This window comes from Thioalkalivibrio sp. ALJT (assembly GCF_000381825.1).
Taxonomy (GTDB): domain Bacteria; phylum Pseudomonadota; class Gammaproteobacteria; order Ectothiorhodospirales; family Ectothiorhodospiraceae; genus Thioalkalivibrio.
This window is the reverse complement of sequence record NZ_KB907137.1, coordinates 1-15,342: the sequence shown is the minus strand read 5'-3', so window position 1 is coordinate 15,342 and position 15,342 is coordinate 1. Positions and strand designations below refer to the sequence as shown.

The following is a 15,342-nucleotide window of genomic DNA, read 5'->3' as shown; positions in this document are numbered from 1 at the left end:
CAGCGCCGCCGTCAGCGTCGTCTTACCATGGTCAACATGACCAATCGTCCCCACATTTACATGCGGCTTCTTACGCTCGAACTTTTCCTTGGACACAGCTCAAACCTCTTTAAACAGTTCTTTCGAATTACGCTATTGGCTTCAGGACGCCTTCGCGGCCACGGCTTCGGCCACCTGGGCCGGCGCCTCGGAGTACTTTTCGAACTCCATCGAATACGTAGCGCGGCCCTGGCTCATCGAACGAAGCTGCGTCGAATAGCCAAACATCTCGGACAGCGGGACTTCGGCCCTCAGCAGCTTCTGCCCGGCGACATCGTCCATGCCCTTCACCAGCCCGCGGCGACGATTGAGATCGCCCATCACGTCACCCATGTATTCTTCCGGCGTCTCCACCTCAACCTTCATCATCGGCTCAAGCAGGACCGCGCCGGCCTTCAGTGCGCCTTCCTTGAATGCCATGGAACCCGCAACCTTGAACGCCATTTCGTTGGAGTCCACATCGTGGTACGAGCCGTCGAACAGGGTGACCTTTACGTCCTCGACCGGGTAGCCCGCCAGCACGCCGTTGGCCATCTGTTCCTCGATGCCTTTCGAAACGGCCGGGATGTAGTCCTTGGGCACGACCCCGCCGACGATCGCGTTCTCGAACTTGTAGCCTTCGCCCGGCTCCAGCGGTTCGATACGAATCCAGACGTGACCATATTGACCACGACCGCCGGACTGACGTACGAACTTGCCTTCGGACTCCACCGTCTTCCGAACGGTCTCACGGTAAGCGACCTGTGGCGCACCGACGTTCGCCTCAACCTTGAACTCGCGTTTCATGCGGTCCACGAGCACCTCGAGATGGAGCTCCCCCATGCCCGAGATAATGGTCTGGCCGGACTCTTCATCCGTATGCACCCGGAAGGACGGGTCTTCCTGCGCCAGCTTGTTCAGCGCGATTCCCATCTTTTCCTGGTCGGTCTTGGTCTTCGGCTCCACGGCAATGGAAATCACCGGATCGGGGAATTCCATCCGCTCGAGTTCGACCGCATCGTTCGGGTCACACAGCGTGCTCCCGGTGTACAGGTCCTTCAGCCCCACGACTGCGCCAATATCACCTGCGCGCAGCTCCTTGATCTCCTCGCGGGAGTTGGAATGCATCTGCAGGATCCGGCCGATCCGCTCACGACGGTTGTTCTGCGTATTCAGCACCGTATCGCCCGCACTGAGCACGCCGGAATAGACACGCACGAATGTCAGAGACCCGACATAGGGGTCGGTCATGATCTTGAACGCCAGTGCGGCAAAGGGCTCGTCGTCGGATGCGGGCTTCTCGACCGCATCTTCCGTTCCGGCCTTCACACCCTTGATCGCCTTGACTTCTTGCGGCGACGGCAGGTACTCCACCACCGCGTCGAGCATCGCCTGGACACCCTTGTTCTTGAACGCCGAACCGCACAGCATCGGGAAGATTTCGAGATCGATGGTGCGCTGGCGCAAGGCGGACTTGATTTCCTCTTCGGACAGATCCCCCTCGTTGAGATACTTGTCCATCAACTCTTCATTAGCCTCGGCCGCCGCCTCGACCATATTCTCACGCCACTTTTCGGCTTCGGCCTTCAGCTCTTCCGGGATGTCCTGATATTCGAACGAGATGCCGTAGTTGCTGTCGTCCCAGAAGACGGCCTGCATCTTCACCAGGTCGATTACGCCGCGGAAATTATCCTCGGCACCGATCGGCAACTGAATCGGCACCGGGTTCGCGCGCAGCCGCTCCCGCATCTGTTCGTAGACACGCAGGAAATCGGCCCCGGCGCGGTCCATTTTATTCACGAACGCCATCCGCGGGACCGCATACTTGGTGGCCTGCCGCCACACCGTCTCGGACTGGGGCTGCACCCCGCCGACCGCGCAGTACACCATCACCGCGCCGTCGAGTACACGCATGGAACGCTCCACCTCGATGGTAAAGTCTACGTGCCCGGGGGTGTCGATGATATTCACGCGATGCTCATCGAACTGCTGGGCCATGCCCTGCCAGAAACAGGTCGTTGCAGCCGAGGTAATGGTGATACCTCGCTCCTGCTCCTGCTCCATCCAGTCCATCGTGGCGGCGCCTTCATGGACCTCGCCGATCTTGTGCGACAGACCGGTGTAGAACAGGATGCGCTCGGTCGTCGTCGTCTTGCCGGCGTCGATGTGCGCGCTGATCCCGATATTCCGGTAGCGCTTAAGTGGGGTCTTGCGTGCCACGTTGAGCCTCTCTAAACAGGTTTACCAGCGGAAGTGGGCGAACGCCTTGTTCGCCTCCGCCATGCGGTGAGTGTCTTCGCGCTTCTTGACGGCGGAGCCCTTGCTGTCGGATGCGTCCATCAGTTCGCCCGCAAGCTTCAGGGCCATCGTGCGCTCGCCGCGCTTGCGGGCCGCTTCGACAACCCAGCGCATGGCCAGCGCATCCTGGCGCACGGAACGCACTTCCACCGGGACCTGATACGTCGCGCCACCGACGCGACGGGACTTCACCTCGACACGGGGACGCACGTTGTCCAGCGCGCGCTCGAGCGCACCCATGCCATCGCCCTGCTTGGATTCAATCTGATCCAGGGCGCCATACAGGACCTGTTCCGCGACGGACTTCTTGCCATCGCGCATGACCGTATTGATGAACTTGGCCAGGCGCTCGCTTCCGAATTTCGGATCAGGAAGGATGTGACGCTTGGGGGCAGCTGCTCTTCTAGACATGTTTCAGTTCCCGGACTGGATCACGGTTAGGATTTCTTGGGACGCTTGGTGCCGTACTTGGACCGGCCCTGGGCCCGGTTCTGTACGCCCTGAGTATCCAGGGAGCCACGCACCGTGTGATAACGCACACCCGGAAGGTCCTTTACACGACCGCCGCGAATCAGGACCACCGAGTGCTCCTGCAGGTTGTGCCCCTCACCACCAATGTAGCTACTGACTTCGTAGCCATTCGTGAGCCGGACGCGCGCAACCTTGCGCAGCGCCGAGTTCGGCTTTTTCGGGGTGGTCGTGTAGACACGGGTGCAGACCCCGCGCTTTTGCGGGGAACCCTGCAGCGCCGGCACATCGCTCTTTTCGACGGGGCGCTTGCGGGGCTTGCGTACCAACTGGTTGATCGTGGCCATGAAACCCTTTCTCCTAGCCTAAAAATAACGACAGGCCGGCGCCGAGACCGGCCTGTCGAGGGAGCGGAATTCTAATCGCCACTCCCACGTGTGTCAAGGTGGGTCGGGTCACTCGGACCCGCCCTCCGTCGTACCCGGATCGGCCGTGGCAGCTTCGGGGTCGGCGGTAACCGTCGGCCCTTCTTCCACCGTGTCGAACTCCGGCATTTCCAGTGCGCGTTTGCGGCGGCGTTCCTTGTGATAGGCGAGCCCGGTCCCGGCCGGGATGAGGCGTCCGACAATCACGTTTTCCTTCAGGCCGCGCAGATCGTCGCGTGCCCCGCGGGTAGAGGCCTCGGTCAGCACACGCGTGGTCTCCTGGAAGGAGGCCGCCGAGATGAACGACTCGGTGACCAGCGAGGCCTTGGTGATCCCCAGCAACACCCGCTCGTAGGTGGCGGGCTCCTGGTCCGGTCCCAGCTTTTCGTTCTCTTCCAGCACGCGGGTGCGATCCACCTGGTCACCGGCGAGGAACTTTGTATCGCCCGCATGCACAATATTCACCTTGCGCATCATCTGGCGCACGATCACCTCGATGTGCTTGTCATTGATCTTCACGCCCTGCAGGCGGTACACATCCTGAATTTCCTGAACCTGATATTCGGCCAGCGTGGTCACGCCGCGCAGGCGCAGGATGTCATGCGGATCCAGCTCGCCGTCGACCACGACTTCACCCCGCTCCACGCGCTCGCCCTCGAAGACGTTCACGGTGCGTAGTTTGGGAATCAGCATCTCGACGGGGTCACCCTTGTCCGGGGTGATGACCAGTCGCTGCTTGCCCTTGGTCTCCTTGCCGAAGGACACGGTACCCGAGATCTCCGCCAGCACCGCCGGCTCCTTCGGGCGCCGCGCCTCGAACAGATCGGCCACGCGGGGCAGACCCCCGGTGATGTCGCGGGTCTTGGAGGATTCCTGCGGCAGGCGTGCGATCACGTCACCAACCTCGACCCGCGCATTGTCCTCCAGGTTAAAGATCGCGTTGGCCGGCAGCATGTACTGTGCGGGCATGTCGGTACCCGGGATGTACACCTCGTTGCCGGCGTCGTCGAGAAGCTTGACCGTCGGGCGCAGGTCCTTGCCGGCCGACGAGCGGCTCTTCGGATCCAGAACCACGTTGGACGACAGCCCGGTGAACTCGTCGGTCTCCTTGGTGACGGTGACGTTCTCGACGAAATCCGCCAGACGGATGTTACCGGCCACCTCGGTGACGATCGGGTGGGTATGCGGATCCCAGGTCGCCACCTCCTGGCCGGCCTCGACGGTGTCCCCGTCATGAACCGTGATGGTCGCGCCGTACGGGATCTTGTAACGCTCGCGCTCGCGACCCTGATCGTCGATCACGCCCAGCTCGCCGGAACGCGACACGGCCACCAGATTGCCGGCCTTGTTGGTCACCGTCTTCAGGTTGTGCAGACGCGCAGCACCCGAGTTCTTCACCTGTATGGCACTGACCGTCACGGCACGGCTCGCGGCCCCGCCGATGTGGAAGGTACGCATGGTCAGCTGTGTGCCCGGTTCACCGATCGACTGCGCGGCGATCACGCCCACCGCCTCGCCGGCGTTGACCTCGTGCCCACGCGCCAGGTCTCGGCCGTAGCACTTGGCACAAATCCCCTGGCGCGTTTCGCAGGTGATCGCGGAGCGCACCAGCACCTCATCCACCGAGTTGGCGTCGAGTTCATCCACCAGGGCCTCATCCAGCAATGTCCCGGCGGGCACCAGCACCTCGTCGGTACCCGGACGGTACACGTCCACGGCCGTGGTACGGCCGAGCACCCGGTCCCGCAGCGGCTCGACGACATCACCGCCCTCGATGATGGGTTTCATCAGCAGACCTTGCTGCGTGCCGCAATCCGGCTCGGTGACCACCACGTCCTGGGAGACATCCACCAGGCGCCGCGTCAGATACCCGGAGTTCGCGGTCTTCAGCGCGGTATCGGCCAGACCCTTGCGCGCTCCATGAGTGGAGATGAAGTACTGCAGGACGTTCAGGCCCTCACGGAAGTTCGCGGTGATCGGCGTCTCGATGATGGAGCCGTCCGGCTTGGCCATCAGGCCCCGCATCCCGGCCAGCTGACGGATCTGTGCCGCAGAACCACGCGCCCCGGAATCCGCCATCATGAAGATGGAGTTGAACGAGTTCTGTTCGACCGTCTCGCCTTCGGCGTTGGTGACCTGCTCCTTGCCAAGCCGCTCCATCATGGCCTTGGCGACCTGGTCGTTACAGTGCGACCAGATATCCACGACCTTGTTGTAGCGTTCACCCTTGGTCACCAGACCCGAGGCGTACTGATCCTCGATCTCTTTCACCTGATCCTCGGCGCCTTTTAGGATCGGGTGCTTCTCGTCGGGGATGACCATGTCATCGGCACAGAACGAGACACCGGCGCGGGTCGAGTAGTAGAAGCCCGCATACATCAACTGGTCCGCGAACACGACCGTGTCCTTCAGGCCCAGGCGGCGGTAGCAGGAGTTGATCAGACCGGAGATCGCCTTCTTGTTGAGCTCGCGGTCAATCAGCTCGAAGGGCAGACCCTTGGGCATGATGCGCGACAGGATCGCGCGCCCCACGGTCGTCTCGACACGCAGGCTCGGCAGCGCCTCGCCCTCGCCGACTTCCGCCATGGTATCAGCGATGCGCACGGTCACGCGCGCATGCAAATCAACCCGCTTGTGCTCGTACGCACGGTGCACCTCGTCCACGTCGGAGAAGGTCATGCCCTCGCCCTTCGCGTTCACCTTCTCGCGCGACAGGTAATACAGCCCGAGGACGATATCCTGCGACGGTACGATAATCGGTTCGCCGTTAGCCGGCGAGAGCACATTGTTGGAGGACAGCATCAGCGTGCGCGCCTCCAGCTGTGCCTCCAGCGACAGCGGCACATGTACGGCCATCTGGTCGCCGTCGAAGTCAGCGTTGAAAGCGGCGCACACCAGCGGGTGCAACTGGATGGCCTTGCCCTCGATCAACACCGGCTCGAAGGCCTGGATGCCAAGGCGGTGCAGGGTCGGCGCACGGTTCAGCATCACCGGATGCTCGCGGATCACCTCTTCCAGGATATCCCAGACCTCCGCGCCTTCCTTCTCCACCGCCTTCTTGGCGGCCTTGATGGTGGTGGCCAGCCCACGGCGCTGCAGCTTGCCGAAGATGAACGGCTTGAACAGTTCCAGCGCCATCCGCTTGGGCAGACCACACTGGTGCAGCCGCAGGGTCGGGCCGACCACGATCACCGACCGGCCGGAGTAGTCGACACGCTTGCCGAGGAGGTTCTGGCGGAAGCGGCCCTGCTTGCCCTTGATCATGTCGGCAAGGGACTTCAACGGACGCTTGTTGGTACCGGTAATCGCCCGCCCACGTCGACCATTATCCAGCAGCGCGTCGACGGACTCCTGCAGCATGCGCTTTTCGTTGCGCACGATGATGTCCGGCGCATTCAGCTCCAGCAGACGACGCAGACGGTTGTTGCGGTTAATCACCCGGCGATAGAGGTCATTCAGGTCGGAGGTGGCAAAGCGGCCACCGTCCAGCGGGACCAGCGGACGCAGGTCCGGCGGCAGCACCGGCAGTACCTTCATGATCATCCACTCCGGCTTGTTGCCGGACTCGAGGAACGACTCCACCAGCTTGAGCCGCTTGCCGAACCGCTTGATCTTGGTCTCCGATCCGGTCTCGGCGAGCTCCTGGCGGAGTTTGGCCGCCTCCGCCTGCAGATCCATCTCCTTCAGCAGACTCAGCACGGCCTCCGCACCCATCAGGGCGGTGAAGTCGTCCCCATGCTCTTCCAGGGCCTCGAGGTATTCCTCGTCGGTGAGCAGCTGCCGCTTTTCCAGCGTGGTAAAACCGGGATCGGTGACGATGAAGGACTCGAAATAGAGCACCTTTTCGATGTCCTTCAGGGTCATGTCCAGCAGCAGCCCGATGCGGGACGGCAGACTCTTCAGATACCAGATATGGGCGACCGGCGACGCCAGGTCAATATGGCCCATGCGCTCGCGCCGGACCTTGGTCTGGGTGACCTCGACGCCGCATTTCTCGCAGACCACACCACGGTGCTTCAGGCGCTTGTACTTGCCGCACAGGCACTCGTAGTCCTTCACCGGCCCGAAGATCTTGGCGCAGAACAACCCGTCACGTTCCGGCTTGAACGTCCGGTAGTTGATGGTCTCCGGCTTCTTCACTTCGCCGAAGGACCAGGAACGGATCTGGTCGGGCGAGGCCAGGCCGATGCGAATCGCATCGAATTCTTCCGGCTGGGTCTGCTGCTTGAACAGATTCAGGAGGTCTTTCATTCGCTATGCCTCACAAAGCATTGGGTCGAGGGGTGCCTGGCACCCCTTCGGATCACATTCGGATCGGAGGAGATCAGTCCTGCTCCAGCTCGATATTGATGCCGAGCGCCTTGATCTCCTTCATGAGCACGTTGAACGATTCGGGCACGTTGGCCTCCATGTGGTGCTCGCCATCGACGATATTCTTGTACATCTTGTTTCGGCCCTGTACGTCGTCCGCCTTCACCGTCAGCATCTCCTGCAGGGTGTAGGCTGCGCCGTAGGCCTCCAGCGCCCAGACCTCCATTTCCCCGAAGCGTTGTCCCCCGAACTGGGCCTTGCCACCCAGCGGCTGCTGGGTGACCAGCGAGTACGGGCCGGTGGAACGCGCATGCATCTTGTCGTCGACCAGGTGGTTCAGCTTCAGCATGTGCATGTAGCCGACCGTCACCGGGCGGTCGAAGCGATCACCCGTACGCCCGTCGTAGAGCTCGGCCTGACCGGTCTCGGGCAGATCCGCGAGCCGCAGCATTTCCTTGATCTCGGCCTCTTCGGCGCCGTCGAACACCGGCGTCGCCATCGGCACACCACCGCGCAGGTTCCGGCACAGGACCATGATCTCGGTATCCGACATCGAATCGAGATCCACCTTTTTCTCGCGATGGTTGTAGACCTGATCGAGGAACTCCCGCAGCTTCACGATCTCCGCCTGCGCCTCCAGCATGCGGTTGATCTTGTCACCCAGGCCCTTCGCGGCCCAGCCCAGATGGACCTCCAGCACCTGGCCGACGTTCATGCGCGAGGGCACGCCCAGCGGATTCAGCACCACGTCGACCGGAGTCCCGTCTTCAAGGAACGGCATGTCCTCTTCCGGGACGATCATCGAGATCACGCCCTTGTTCCCGTGGCGGCCGGCCATCTTGTCACCCGGCTGCAGGCGACGTTTGACGGCCACGTACACCTTGACCATCTTCTGGACGCCCGGCGGCAGATCGTCGCCCGCGGCCAGCTTCGCCTTCTGGTGTTCGAACCGCTTCTCGAAGGCCTCGTGCTGGTCCTTGATCTGCCGACCCAGGTCCTCGAGCTGGCTGTTGACCGCGTCATCATTCAGACGCACCTCGAACCACTTGTCCCGGGACAGGCCCTGCAGGTATTTCTTGGTAACCTTGGAGCCGTCACCCAGTCCTTCCGGCCCACCGGCCGCCGTCTTGTTGACCAGCAGGCGTTCGACACGGGCGTAGATATCGTCCTCGTAAATGCGCAGCTGATCTTTCAGATCCTTCTGCACCGCCGCCAGATCATCGGCCTCGATCGACTTGGCACGGGCATCCTTCTCAACACCGTCACGGGTGAACACGCGCACGTCGATCACCGTGCCCTCGATGCCGGACGGCACACGCAGGGAGGTGTCTTTCACATCGGACGCCTTCTCGCCGAAGATGGCCCGCAGCAGTTTCTCTTCCGGCGTCAGCTGGGTCTCGCCCTTCGGCGTAACCTTCCCGACCAGGATGTCGCCCGGACGCACCTCGGCACCCACGTAAACCACACCGGACTCGTCGAGCTTGTTCAGCAGGGACTCGGAGACATTCGGGATGTCCGCGGTGATCTCCTCCTGACCCAGCTTGGTGTCGCGGGCGACACAGTTCAGCTCCTCGATATGGATGGTGGTGTAACGGTCTTCCTGCACCACCCGCTCCGAGATCAGAATCGAGTCCTCGAAGTTGTAGCCATTCCACGGCATGAACGCGACCATCATGTTCTGGCCGAGCGCGAGTTCACCCATGTCCGTGGAGGAACCGTCGGCGATCGCATCGCCACGGGCGATCTCGTCGCCCACCGCCACCAGCGGACGCTGGTTGATGGAGGTGTTCTGGTTGGAACGCGAGTACTTCGTGAGGTTGTAGATGTCGACACCCGGCTCGCCCGGCACGGTCTCGTCATCGTTCACCCGGACCACCACGCGAGCGGCATCCACGGAATCCACCGTGCCGCCGCGCTTGGCGACAATCGCAGAACCGGAATCGATCGCCACAGCGCGTTCGATCCCGGTACCCACCAGCGGCTTGTTCGCCCGCAGGCAGGGAACGGCCTGACGCTGCATGTTCGCGCCCATCAGCGCGCGGTTCGCATCATCATGCTCCAGGAAGGGCAGCAGCGCCGCCGCCACGGACACAATCTGCTTCGGCGAGATATCCATGAACTGGATCTTGTCCGGCGAGGAGATCGTGAACTCCTCCTGGTAGCGGCAGGACACCAGGTCATCGCTCAGACGACCTTCCGCGTCCATCGCCGCGTTCGCCTGGGCGATCACGTACTGGCTCTCTTCGATCGCCGACAGATACACGATCTCGTCCGTGACCTGGCCGTCTTCGACCTTGCGGTACGGGGTCTCGAGGAAGCCATACCGGTTAGTGCGGGCGTACACGGCCAGCGAGTTGATAAGACCGATGTTCGGGCCTTCCGGCGTCTCGATCGGACAGACACGGCCGTAGTGGGTCGGGTGCACGTCGCGCACCTCGAAGCCCGCGCGTTCCCGCGTCAGGCCGCCCGGACCCAGCGCGGAGATTCGACGCTTGTGGGTCACCTCCGACAACGGATTGTTCTGGTCCATGAACTGCGACAGTTGGCTGGAACCGAAGAATTCCTTCACCGCGGCCGCCACCGGCTTCGCGTTGATCAGCTCCTGTGGCATCAGGCCTTCGCTCTCGGCGACCGTCAGACGCTCCTTGACCGCGCGCTCGACGCGCACCAGCCCCAGACGGAACTGGTTCTCGGCCATCTCGCCCACACTGCGGATGCGGCGGTTACCAAGGTGGTCAATGTCATCGGTGCGGCCATTGCCGTTGCGCAGGTCGATCAGGACCTTCAGCACATCGAGGATATCCGCGGGTGACAGTACGCCCGGACCCTCGTCGGTTTCGCGGCCGACACGGCGATTGAACTTCATGCGTCCCACCGCCGAGAGGTCGTATCGGTCCTCGGAGAAGAACAGGTTGGAGAACAGGTTCTCGGCGGCGTCCTTGGTCGGCGGCTCGCCGGGGCGCATCACGCGATAGATCTCGACCTGGGCCTCCAGCTGGGTCTTGGTCGGATCCAGACGCAACGTGTCCGACATGTACGGACCATGATCGTAATCGTTGGTGTAGATGGTCTCCAGGCTCTGGACACCCTCGGCGCGCAGCTTGTCCAGCAGCTCCTGGGTCAGCGCATCATTCGCCTGAGCGATCAACTCGCCGGTGGACTCGTCGACCACCCCCTTCGCCAGCACGCGACCCAGCAGGTATTCATCCGGCACCCGCAAGGTGGTGATACCGGCCTTCTCGATCTCCCGAATATGACGCGGTGTAATCCGGCGCCCGGCCTCGACGATCACCTTGTCACCGGCGGTGATGTCGATGACCGCCGTCTCGCCGCGCATGCGCTCGGGGATCAGCTCGAGCTCACCGCCGTCTTCATCGAGGGTAAGCTGGTTAAAATCAAAGAACGTGGCCAGGATCTCTTCGGTATCCATGCCCAGCGCGCGCAGCAGGATCGAGGCCGGCAGCTTGCGGCGACGGTCGATGCGCACGTATACCCCGTCCTTGGCATCGAACTCGAAGTCCAGCCAGGAACCGCGGTACGGAATAATGCGGGCGTTGTAGAGCAGTTTCTGTGCACTGCCCTGCGTCTTGCCCTTGTCACTGTCAAAGAATACGCCCGGCGACCGATGCAACTGCGACACAATCACGCGTTCGGTTCCGTTGATCACGAAGGTGCCATTCTCGGTCATGAGCGGCATTTCGCCCATGTAGACCTCCTGCTCCTTCACCTCCTTGACGACAACGGAGCCCGCCGGGGCTTCCTTGTCGTGGATCACCAGGCGCAGGAGGACGCGCAGCGGGGCCGCGTAGGTCACGCCACGGATCTGACATTCCTTGACGTCGAACATCGGTTCGCCCAGACGGTAGCTCACGTATTCGAGCTGGACATGACCGGAATAACTTACAATGGGGAATACCGACTGAAACGCGGCGTGCAGACCCAGGGAATCGCGCCCGTCCGGCGTTTGCTCCGCCTGCAGGAAATCCCGATAGGACGTCAACTGGGTCTCGAGCAGGTACGGGACGTCGAGGATCTGGGGACGCTTCCCGAAGTCCTTGCGGATGCGTTTCTTTTCGGTATAACTGAGGGCCATGGCTTACCTCGGAGGCTAGCTGAACAACGCGGAACAAAACCCGCGCCACCACGGGCTGAGGCTGACGACCAAACGGCCGCCAGCCTCAGGGCTTCGTGATGTACACGAAAACAACAGGCGCAAGCGCCTTCTTACTTCAGTTCGACGGTGGCGCCCGCTTCTTCCAGTTCCGTCTTCATCTTCTCGGCCTCTTCCTTCGGCGCGCCTTCCTTCACGGTCGCCGGGACGCCTTCGACCATTTCCTTGGCTTCCTTCAGGCCCAGACCGGTCAGACCGCGAACGACCTTGATCACGCCAACCTTGTTCTCGCCGAAGCTGGACATGACGACATCGAAGTCGTCCTTGGCTTCGGCAGCGGCGGCTTCACCACCACCGGCGGCAGCCGGGGCGGCCGCAACGGCGGCAGCGGCGGACACGCCGAACTTCTCTTCCATCTCGCTGATGAGGTCCACGATCTCCAGGACCGTCATGTTGCCGATGGCTTCCAGGATATCTTCTTTCGAAACGGCCATTTCTAACTCTCCTAAACGGGTCGCACCCGAATTCATTCAGTACTTGCTACAGAAAAAGGCGAAAAAGGTTCAAGCTGCCTGTTTCTGGTCACGGATTGCTGCAACGGTACGCACCAGCTTGCCGGGGACTTCGTTCACCGTACGGGCGAACTTGTCGAGCGGCGCCTTCATGGTGGCGAGAAGCGTGGCGAGCGCCTCTTCTCGCGTCGGCAGGCTCGCGAGGCGATCCAGATCACTCGCACCCATGAGCTGCCCACCAAAGGACACCATCCGGACCTTCAGCTGTTCGTTTTCCTTGGCGAAGTTCTTCACCAGACGCGCGGCGGAGCTGGGCTCCTCTTCACTGAAGGCCAGGATCAACGGCCCATGCAACTCGGGCTGCATGCACTCGAAATCCGTCCCTTCAATGGCACGCTTGGCGAGATTGTTCTTCACCACTCGCAGATAGACACCGGAAGACCGCGCCTGCTGACGCAGTGCCGTCATCTGCGCTACCGAGAGACCCCGATATTCCGCGGCGACCGCGGAATGTGCGGAGGCAGCAACCGTAGCCAGTTCCGAGACAATCACCTTCTTGTCATCGAGATTCAAAGCCACGCTGACTCTCCTCTAGTAAGACCACCCGGAGGCGGTCGTGTGAAACCGGGCAAGCCCGGTACTGCGGTGCTCCCGTCGCAGGTACTTCCTGAATCGGGTGACACCATCTGCGCAGGCTGGGGTATTAAGCCGGGCCCGAAGGCCCGGCGCCTGCGGTCTTGGATGGCGTGCCGCTTGCGCGACAGCCGACCAAAAACCGTATGTTGTTGCTTACAGGCTCAGCGAGCCCTGATCGACCTTCACGCCCGGGCCCATCGTGGTCGAGACGACCACACCCTTGACGTACTGACCCTTGGAGGTAGCGGGCTTCATCTTCAGCAGATCGGCCAGCAGAGCGTTCAGGTTGTCGGTGAGGGCATTCGTGTCGAAGTCGGCCGCCCCGATCGTGCAATGGACAATGCCACCCTTGTCGGTGCGGTAGCGCACCTGGCCGCCCTTGGCGTTGGTCACCGCCGTCGCGACATCAGGGGTCACCGTGCCGACCTTGGGGTTCGGCATCAGGCCGCGCGGACCGAGAATCTGGCCCAGCTGGCCAACCACGCGCATCGCATCCGGGGAAGCAATGACCACATCGAAGTCCATCTGGCCGGCCTTCACCTGTTCCGCGAGATCGTCCATCCCGACCACGTCGGCACCCGCTTCCTTCGCGGCGTCGGCATTGGCCCCCTGGGTAAACACCGCCACGCGCACGGTCTTGCCGTTGCCATGCGGCAGCACGGTGGAACCACGCACTACCTGATCGGACTTCCGCGGGTCCACGCCGAGGTTGACCGCCACGTCGACCGACTCGCGGAACCTGGCCTTGGGCAGGTCGCGAAGCATGTCAAAGGCTTCGGCCACCGGGTACAAACGGCCCGGCTCGACCTTCTCACGGATCGCCTGCATACGTTTGGAAAGCTTTGCCATGATCAGAGGCCCTCCACGTCAAGGCCCATACTGCGGGCGCTGCCGGCAATGGTCCGCACTGCCGCATCGAGGTCGGCGGCGGTCAGGTCCGGTTCCTTGGTCTTCGCAATCTCTTCGAGCTGCGCACGGGTCACGGTGCCGACCTTCTTGGTATTCGGCTCGCCCGAGCCCTTCTGCACACCCGCGGCCTTCTTCAGCAGGATGGCGGCAGGCGGGGTCTTGGTGATGAAGGTAAAGCTGCGATCGGCGTACACGGTGATCACCACCGGCACCGGCAGCCCGGGCTCCATCTCCTGCGTCTGCGCGTTGAACGCCTTGCAGAACTCCATGATGTTTACGCCACGCTGACCCAGCGCAGGGCCGACGGGCGGACTCGGGTTGGCCTTGCCGGCCGGTACCTGAAGCTTGATATAGGCTTCAATCTTCTTTGCCATGAGGACTCCCTCGGGTGCGAACGCCTTGCGGCTCCCCGATTAACAGGTAATGACGCGTGCGCGTCTCAGGTTTTCTCGACTTGGTGGAACTCCAGCTCCACGGGCGTCGAGCGGCCAAAAATCTGTACCGCCACCAGCAGGCGGCTCTTGTCGTAGTTCACTTCCTCGACCACGCCATTGAAGTCGTTGAACGGGCCATCGATCACCCGCACCATCTCGCCGACCTCGAACAGGACCTTGGGTCGCGGCTTTTCGGCGCCTTCCAGCATGCGCTGCAGGATCGCCTCGGCTTCCTTGTCGCTGATGGGGGCCGGTCGATCGGCGGTGCCACCAATAAAACCCAGCACGCGCGGCACGGCCTTGACCAGGTGCCAGGCCTCGTCATTCAGATCCATCTGCACCAGGACGTAACCCGGGAAGAACTTGCGCTCGCTGCGACGCTTCTGACCGTCCTTCATCTCGACGACTTCCTCGGTCGGCACCAGGATCTCGCCAAAATGATCCTGCATACCGAAGCGCTCGATGCGCTCCTCGAGGGAACGCTTCACCTGCGCCTCGAATCCCGAGAATGCCTGTACGACGTACCAGCGTAATGCCATGGGGAAGAGTCCTGATGCTTATCCGATGAACCGACTAATCACCCAGCCCAGGAGCATGTCCAGGAGCCAGAGGAAGATCCCCACCAGGATCACGACGGCAATGACGATCAGTGTGGTCTGGGTCGTCTCGACGCGGGTGGGCCACACCATTTTGCGGACCTCGGTACGCGCGTTACCCATGAAGCCCGCGAGCTGACTGCCCTTGGCGGTGGTCAGACCAATCCCCACGGCCACGGCGACGACGGCAAGCAAGCCGAGGACCCGGATCAGAGTGGATTCTTCCGAGAACCAATAGAAGCCCATGACGCCTGCAATCAGCAGCGCCACAGCCACCGCGAGCTTGACGGTATCAAGCACGCCGGTCTGTTCCGATTGTTCACTCATGAATACGTGTCACCCGGTGCAGCCGCCATCCGGAAGATGGCAGGCCAGGAGGGACTCGAACCCCCAACCTGCGGTTTTGGAGACCGCTGCTCTGCCAATTGAGCTACTGGCCTAGAAAACGGATCGGCATGAAACAGATACGAGAGACGACGCGCTCGGCGCCGCCTCTCGCGATCCATCATGTGCCTACTTGGTTACTGTATCACTCAATAATCTTGGAGACGACGCCGGCACCGACGGTGCGGCCACCTTCGCGGATCGCGAAGCGCAGACCATCTTCCATCGCGATCGGACTGA

General features: G+C 62.2%; 12 protein-coding genes, 1 tRNA gene and 1 pseudogene. All 14 read right to left on the bottom strand.

Annotation, left to right across the window (positions count from 1 at the left end; all coding sequences use genetic code 11):
• Positions 1 to 96, bottom strand: a 96-nt coding sequence (locus G332_RS13440; protein ID WP_018873918.1) for a GTP-binding protein, incomplete at its 3' end; no start/stop codon positions are given.
• Between the two features lie 45 nt (positions 97 to 141).
• A complete protein-coding gene (gene fusA, locus G332_RS0112480; RefSeq protein ID WP_019627328.1) occupies positions 142 to 2,238 on the bottom strand; it encodes an elongation factor G in 2,097 nt (698 codons plus the stop codon).
• 21 nt (positions 2,239 to 2,259) lie between these two features.
• The gene (gene rpsG, locus G332_RS0112475) at positions 2,260 to 2,727 is read right to left on the bottom strand and encodes a 30S ribosomal protein S7 (protein ID WP_019627327.1); all 468 of its coding nucleotides are present in this window, start codon (positions 2,725 to 2,727) and stop codon (positions 2,260 to 2,262) included.
• A 26-nt stretch (positions 2,728 to 2,753) separates the two neighbouring features.
• Complete coding sequence (rpsL, locus tag G332_RS0112470; RefSeq protein WP_018873921.1) at positions 2,754 to 3,131, bottom strand: 30S ribosomal protein S12; 378 nt, start codon at positions 3,129 to 3,131, stop codon at positions 2,754 to 2,756.
• 108 nt (positions 3,132 to 3,239) lie between these two features.
• On the bottom strand, positions 3,240 to 7,460 hold the full coding sequence (gene rpoC / locus G332_RS0112465; RefSeq protein WP_019627326.1) for a DNA-directed RNA polymerase subunit beta': 4,221 nt from the start codon (positions 7,458 to 7,460) through the stop codon (positions 3,240 to 3,242).
• A 73-nt stretch (positions 7,461 to 7,533) separates the two neighbouring features.
• On the bottom strand, positions 7,534 to 11,613 hold the full coding sequence (rpoB, locus tag G332_RS0112460) for a DNA-directed RNA polymerase subunit beta (protein WP_019627325.1): 4,080 nt from the start codon (positions 11,611 to 11,613) through the stop codon (positions 7,534 to 7,536).
• 131 nt (positions 11,614 to 11,744) lie between these two features.
• On the bottom strand, positions 11,745 to 12,125 hold the full coding sequence (gene rplL, locus G332_RS0112455) for a 50S ribosomal protein L7/L12 (protein WP_019627324.1): 381 nt from the start codon (positions 12,123 to 12,125) through the stop codon (positions 11,745 to 11,747).
• Between the two features lie 69 nt (positions 12,126 to 12,194).
• Positions 12,195 to 12,716 (bottom strand): 50S ribosomal protein L10, encoded by a 522-nt coding sequence (gene rplJ / locus G332_RS0112450; RefSeq protein ID WP_019627323.1) that lies wholly within the window; start codon positions 12,714 to 12,716, stop codon positions 12,195 to 12,197.
• A gap of 216 nt (positions 12,717 to 12,932) precedes the next feature.
• A complete protein-coding gene (gene rplA, locus G332_RS0112445; protein WP_019627322.1) occupies positions 12,933 to 13,628 on the bottom strand; it encodes a 50S ribosomal protein L1 in 696 nt (231 codons plus the stop codon).
• A gap of 2 nt (positions 13,629 to 13,630) precedes the next feature.
• Positions 13,631 to 14,062, bottom strand: a complete 432-nt coding sequence (gene rplK / locus G332_RS0112440) for a 50S ribosomal protein L11 (RefSeq protein ID WP_019627321.1) — start codon at positions 14,060 to 14,062, stop codon at positions 13,631 to 13,633.
• A gap of 65 nt (positions 14,063 to 14,127) precedes the next feature.
• Positions 14,128 to 14,661, bottom strand: a complete 534-nt coding sequence (gene nusG, locus G332_RS0112435; RefSeq protein WP_019627320.1) for a transcription termination/antitermination protein NusG — start codon at positions 14,659 to 14,661, stop codon at positions 14,128 to 14,130.
• An 18-nt stretch (positions 14,662 to 14,679) separates the two neighbouring features.
• Positions 14,680 to 15,045 carry a preprotein translocase subunit SecE gene (gene secE, locus G332_RS0112430; RefSeq protein WP_019627319.1) on the bottom strand — a complete coding sequence of 122 codons (366 nt, stop codon included), beginning with the start codon at positions 15,043 to 15,045 and terminating at the stop codon, positions 14,680 to 14,682.
• 37 nt (positions 15,046 to 15,082) lie between these two features.
• Positions 15,083 to 15,158: transfer RNA gene (locus tag G332_RS0112425), tRNA-Trp, on the bottom strand.
• A gap of 89 nt (positions 15,159 to 15,247) precedes the next feature.
• Positions 15,248 to 15,342, bottom strand: a pseudogene (locus G332_RS13435) (elongation factor Tu); the annotation flags it as partial.

What these genes read in the sequence shown, in the direction of transcription:
- rpoB (WP_019627325.1), bottom strand. Translation starts at nt 11,613, where the DNA reads ATGGCCCTCAGTTATACCGAAAAGAAACGCATCCGCAAGGACTTCGGG.
- rpsL (WP_018873921.1), bottom strand. Translation starts at nt 3,131, where the DNA reads ATGGCCACGATCAACCAGTTGGTACGCAAGCCCCGCAAGCGCCCCGTC.
- nusG (WP_019627320.1), bottom strand. Translation starts at nt 14,661, where the DNA reads ATGGCATTACGCTGGTACGTCGTACAGGCATTCTCGGGATTCGAGGCG.
- rpoC (WP_019627326.1), bottom strand. Translation starts at nt 7,460, where the DNA reads ATGAAAGACCTCCTGAATCTGTTCAAGCAGCAGACCCAGCCGGAAGAA.
- rplL (WP_019627324.1), bottom strand. Translation starts at nt 12,125, where the DNA reads ATGGCCGTTTCGAAAGAAGATATCCTGGAAGCCATCGGCAACATGACG.
- rpsG (WP_019627327.1), bottom strand. Translation starts at nt 2,727, where the DNA reads ATGTCTAGAAGAGCAGCTGCCCCCAAGCGTCACATCCTTCCTGATCCG.
- rplK (WP_019627321.1), bottom strand. Translation starts at nt 14,062, where the DNA reads ATGGCAAAGAAGATTGAAGCCTATATCAAGCTTCAGGTACCGGCCGGC.
- secE (WP_019627319.1), bottom strand. Translation starts at nt 15,045, where the DNA reads ATGAGTGAACAATCGGAACAGACCGGCGTGCTTGATACCGTCAAGCTC.
- rplA (WP_019627322.1), bottom strand. Translation starts at nt 13,628, where the DNA reads ATGGCAAAGCTTTCCAAACGTATGCAGGCGATCCGTGAGAAGGTCGAG.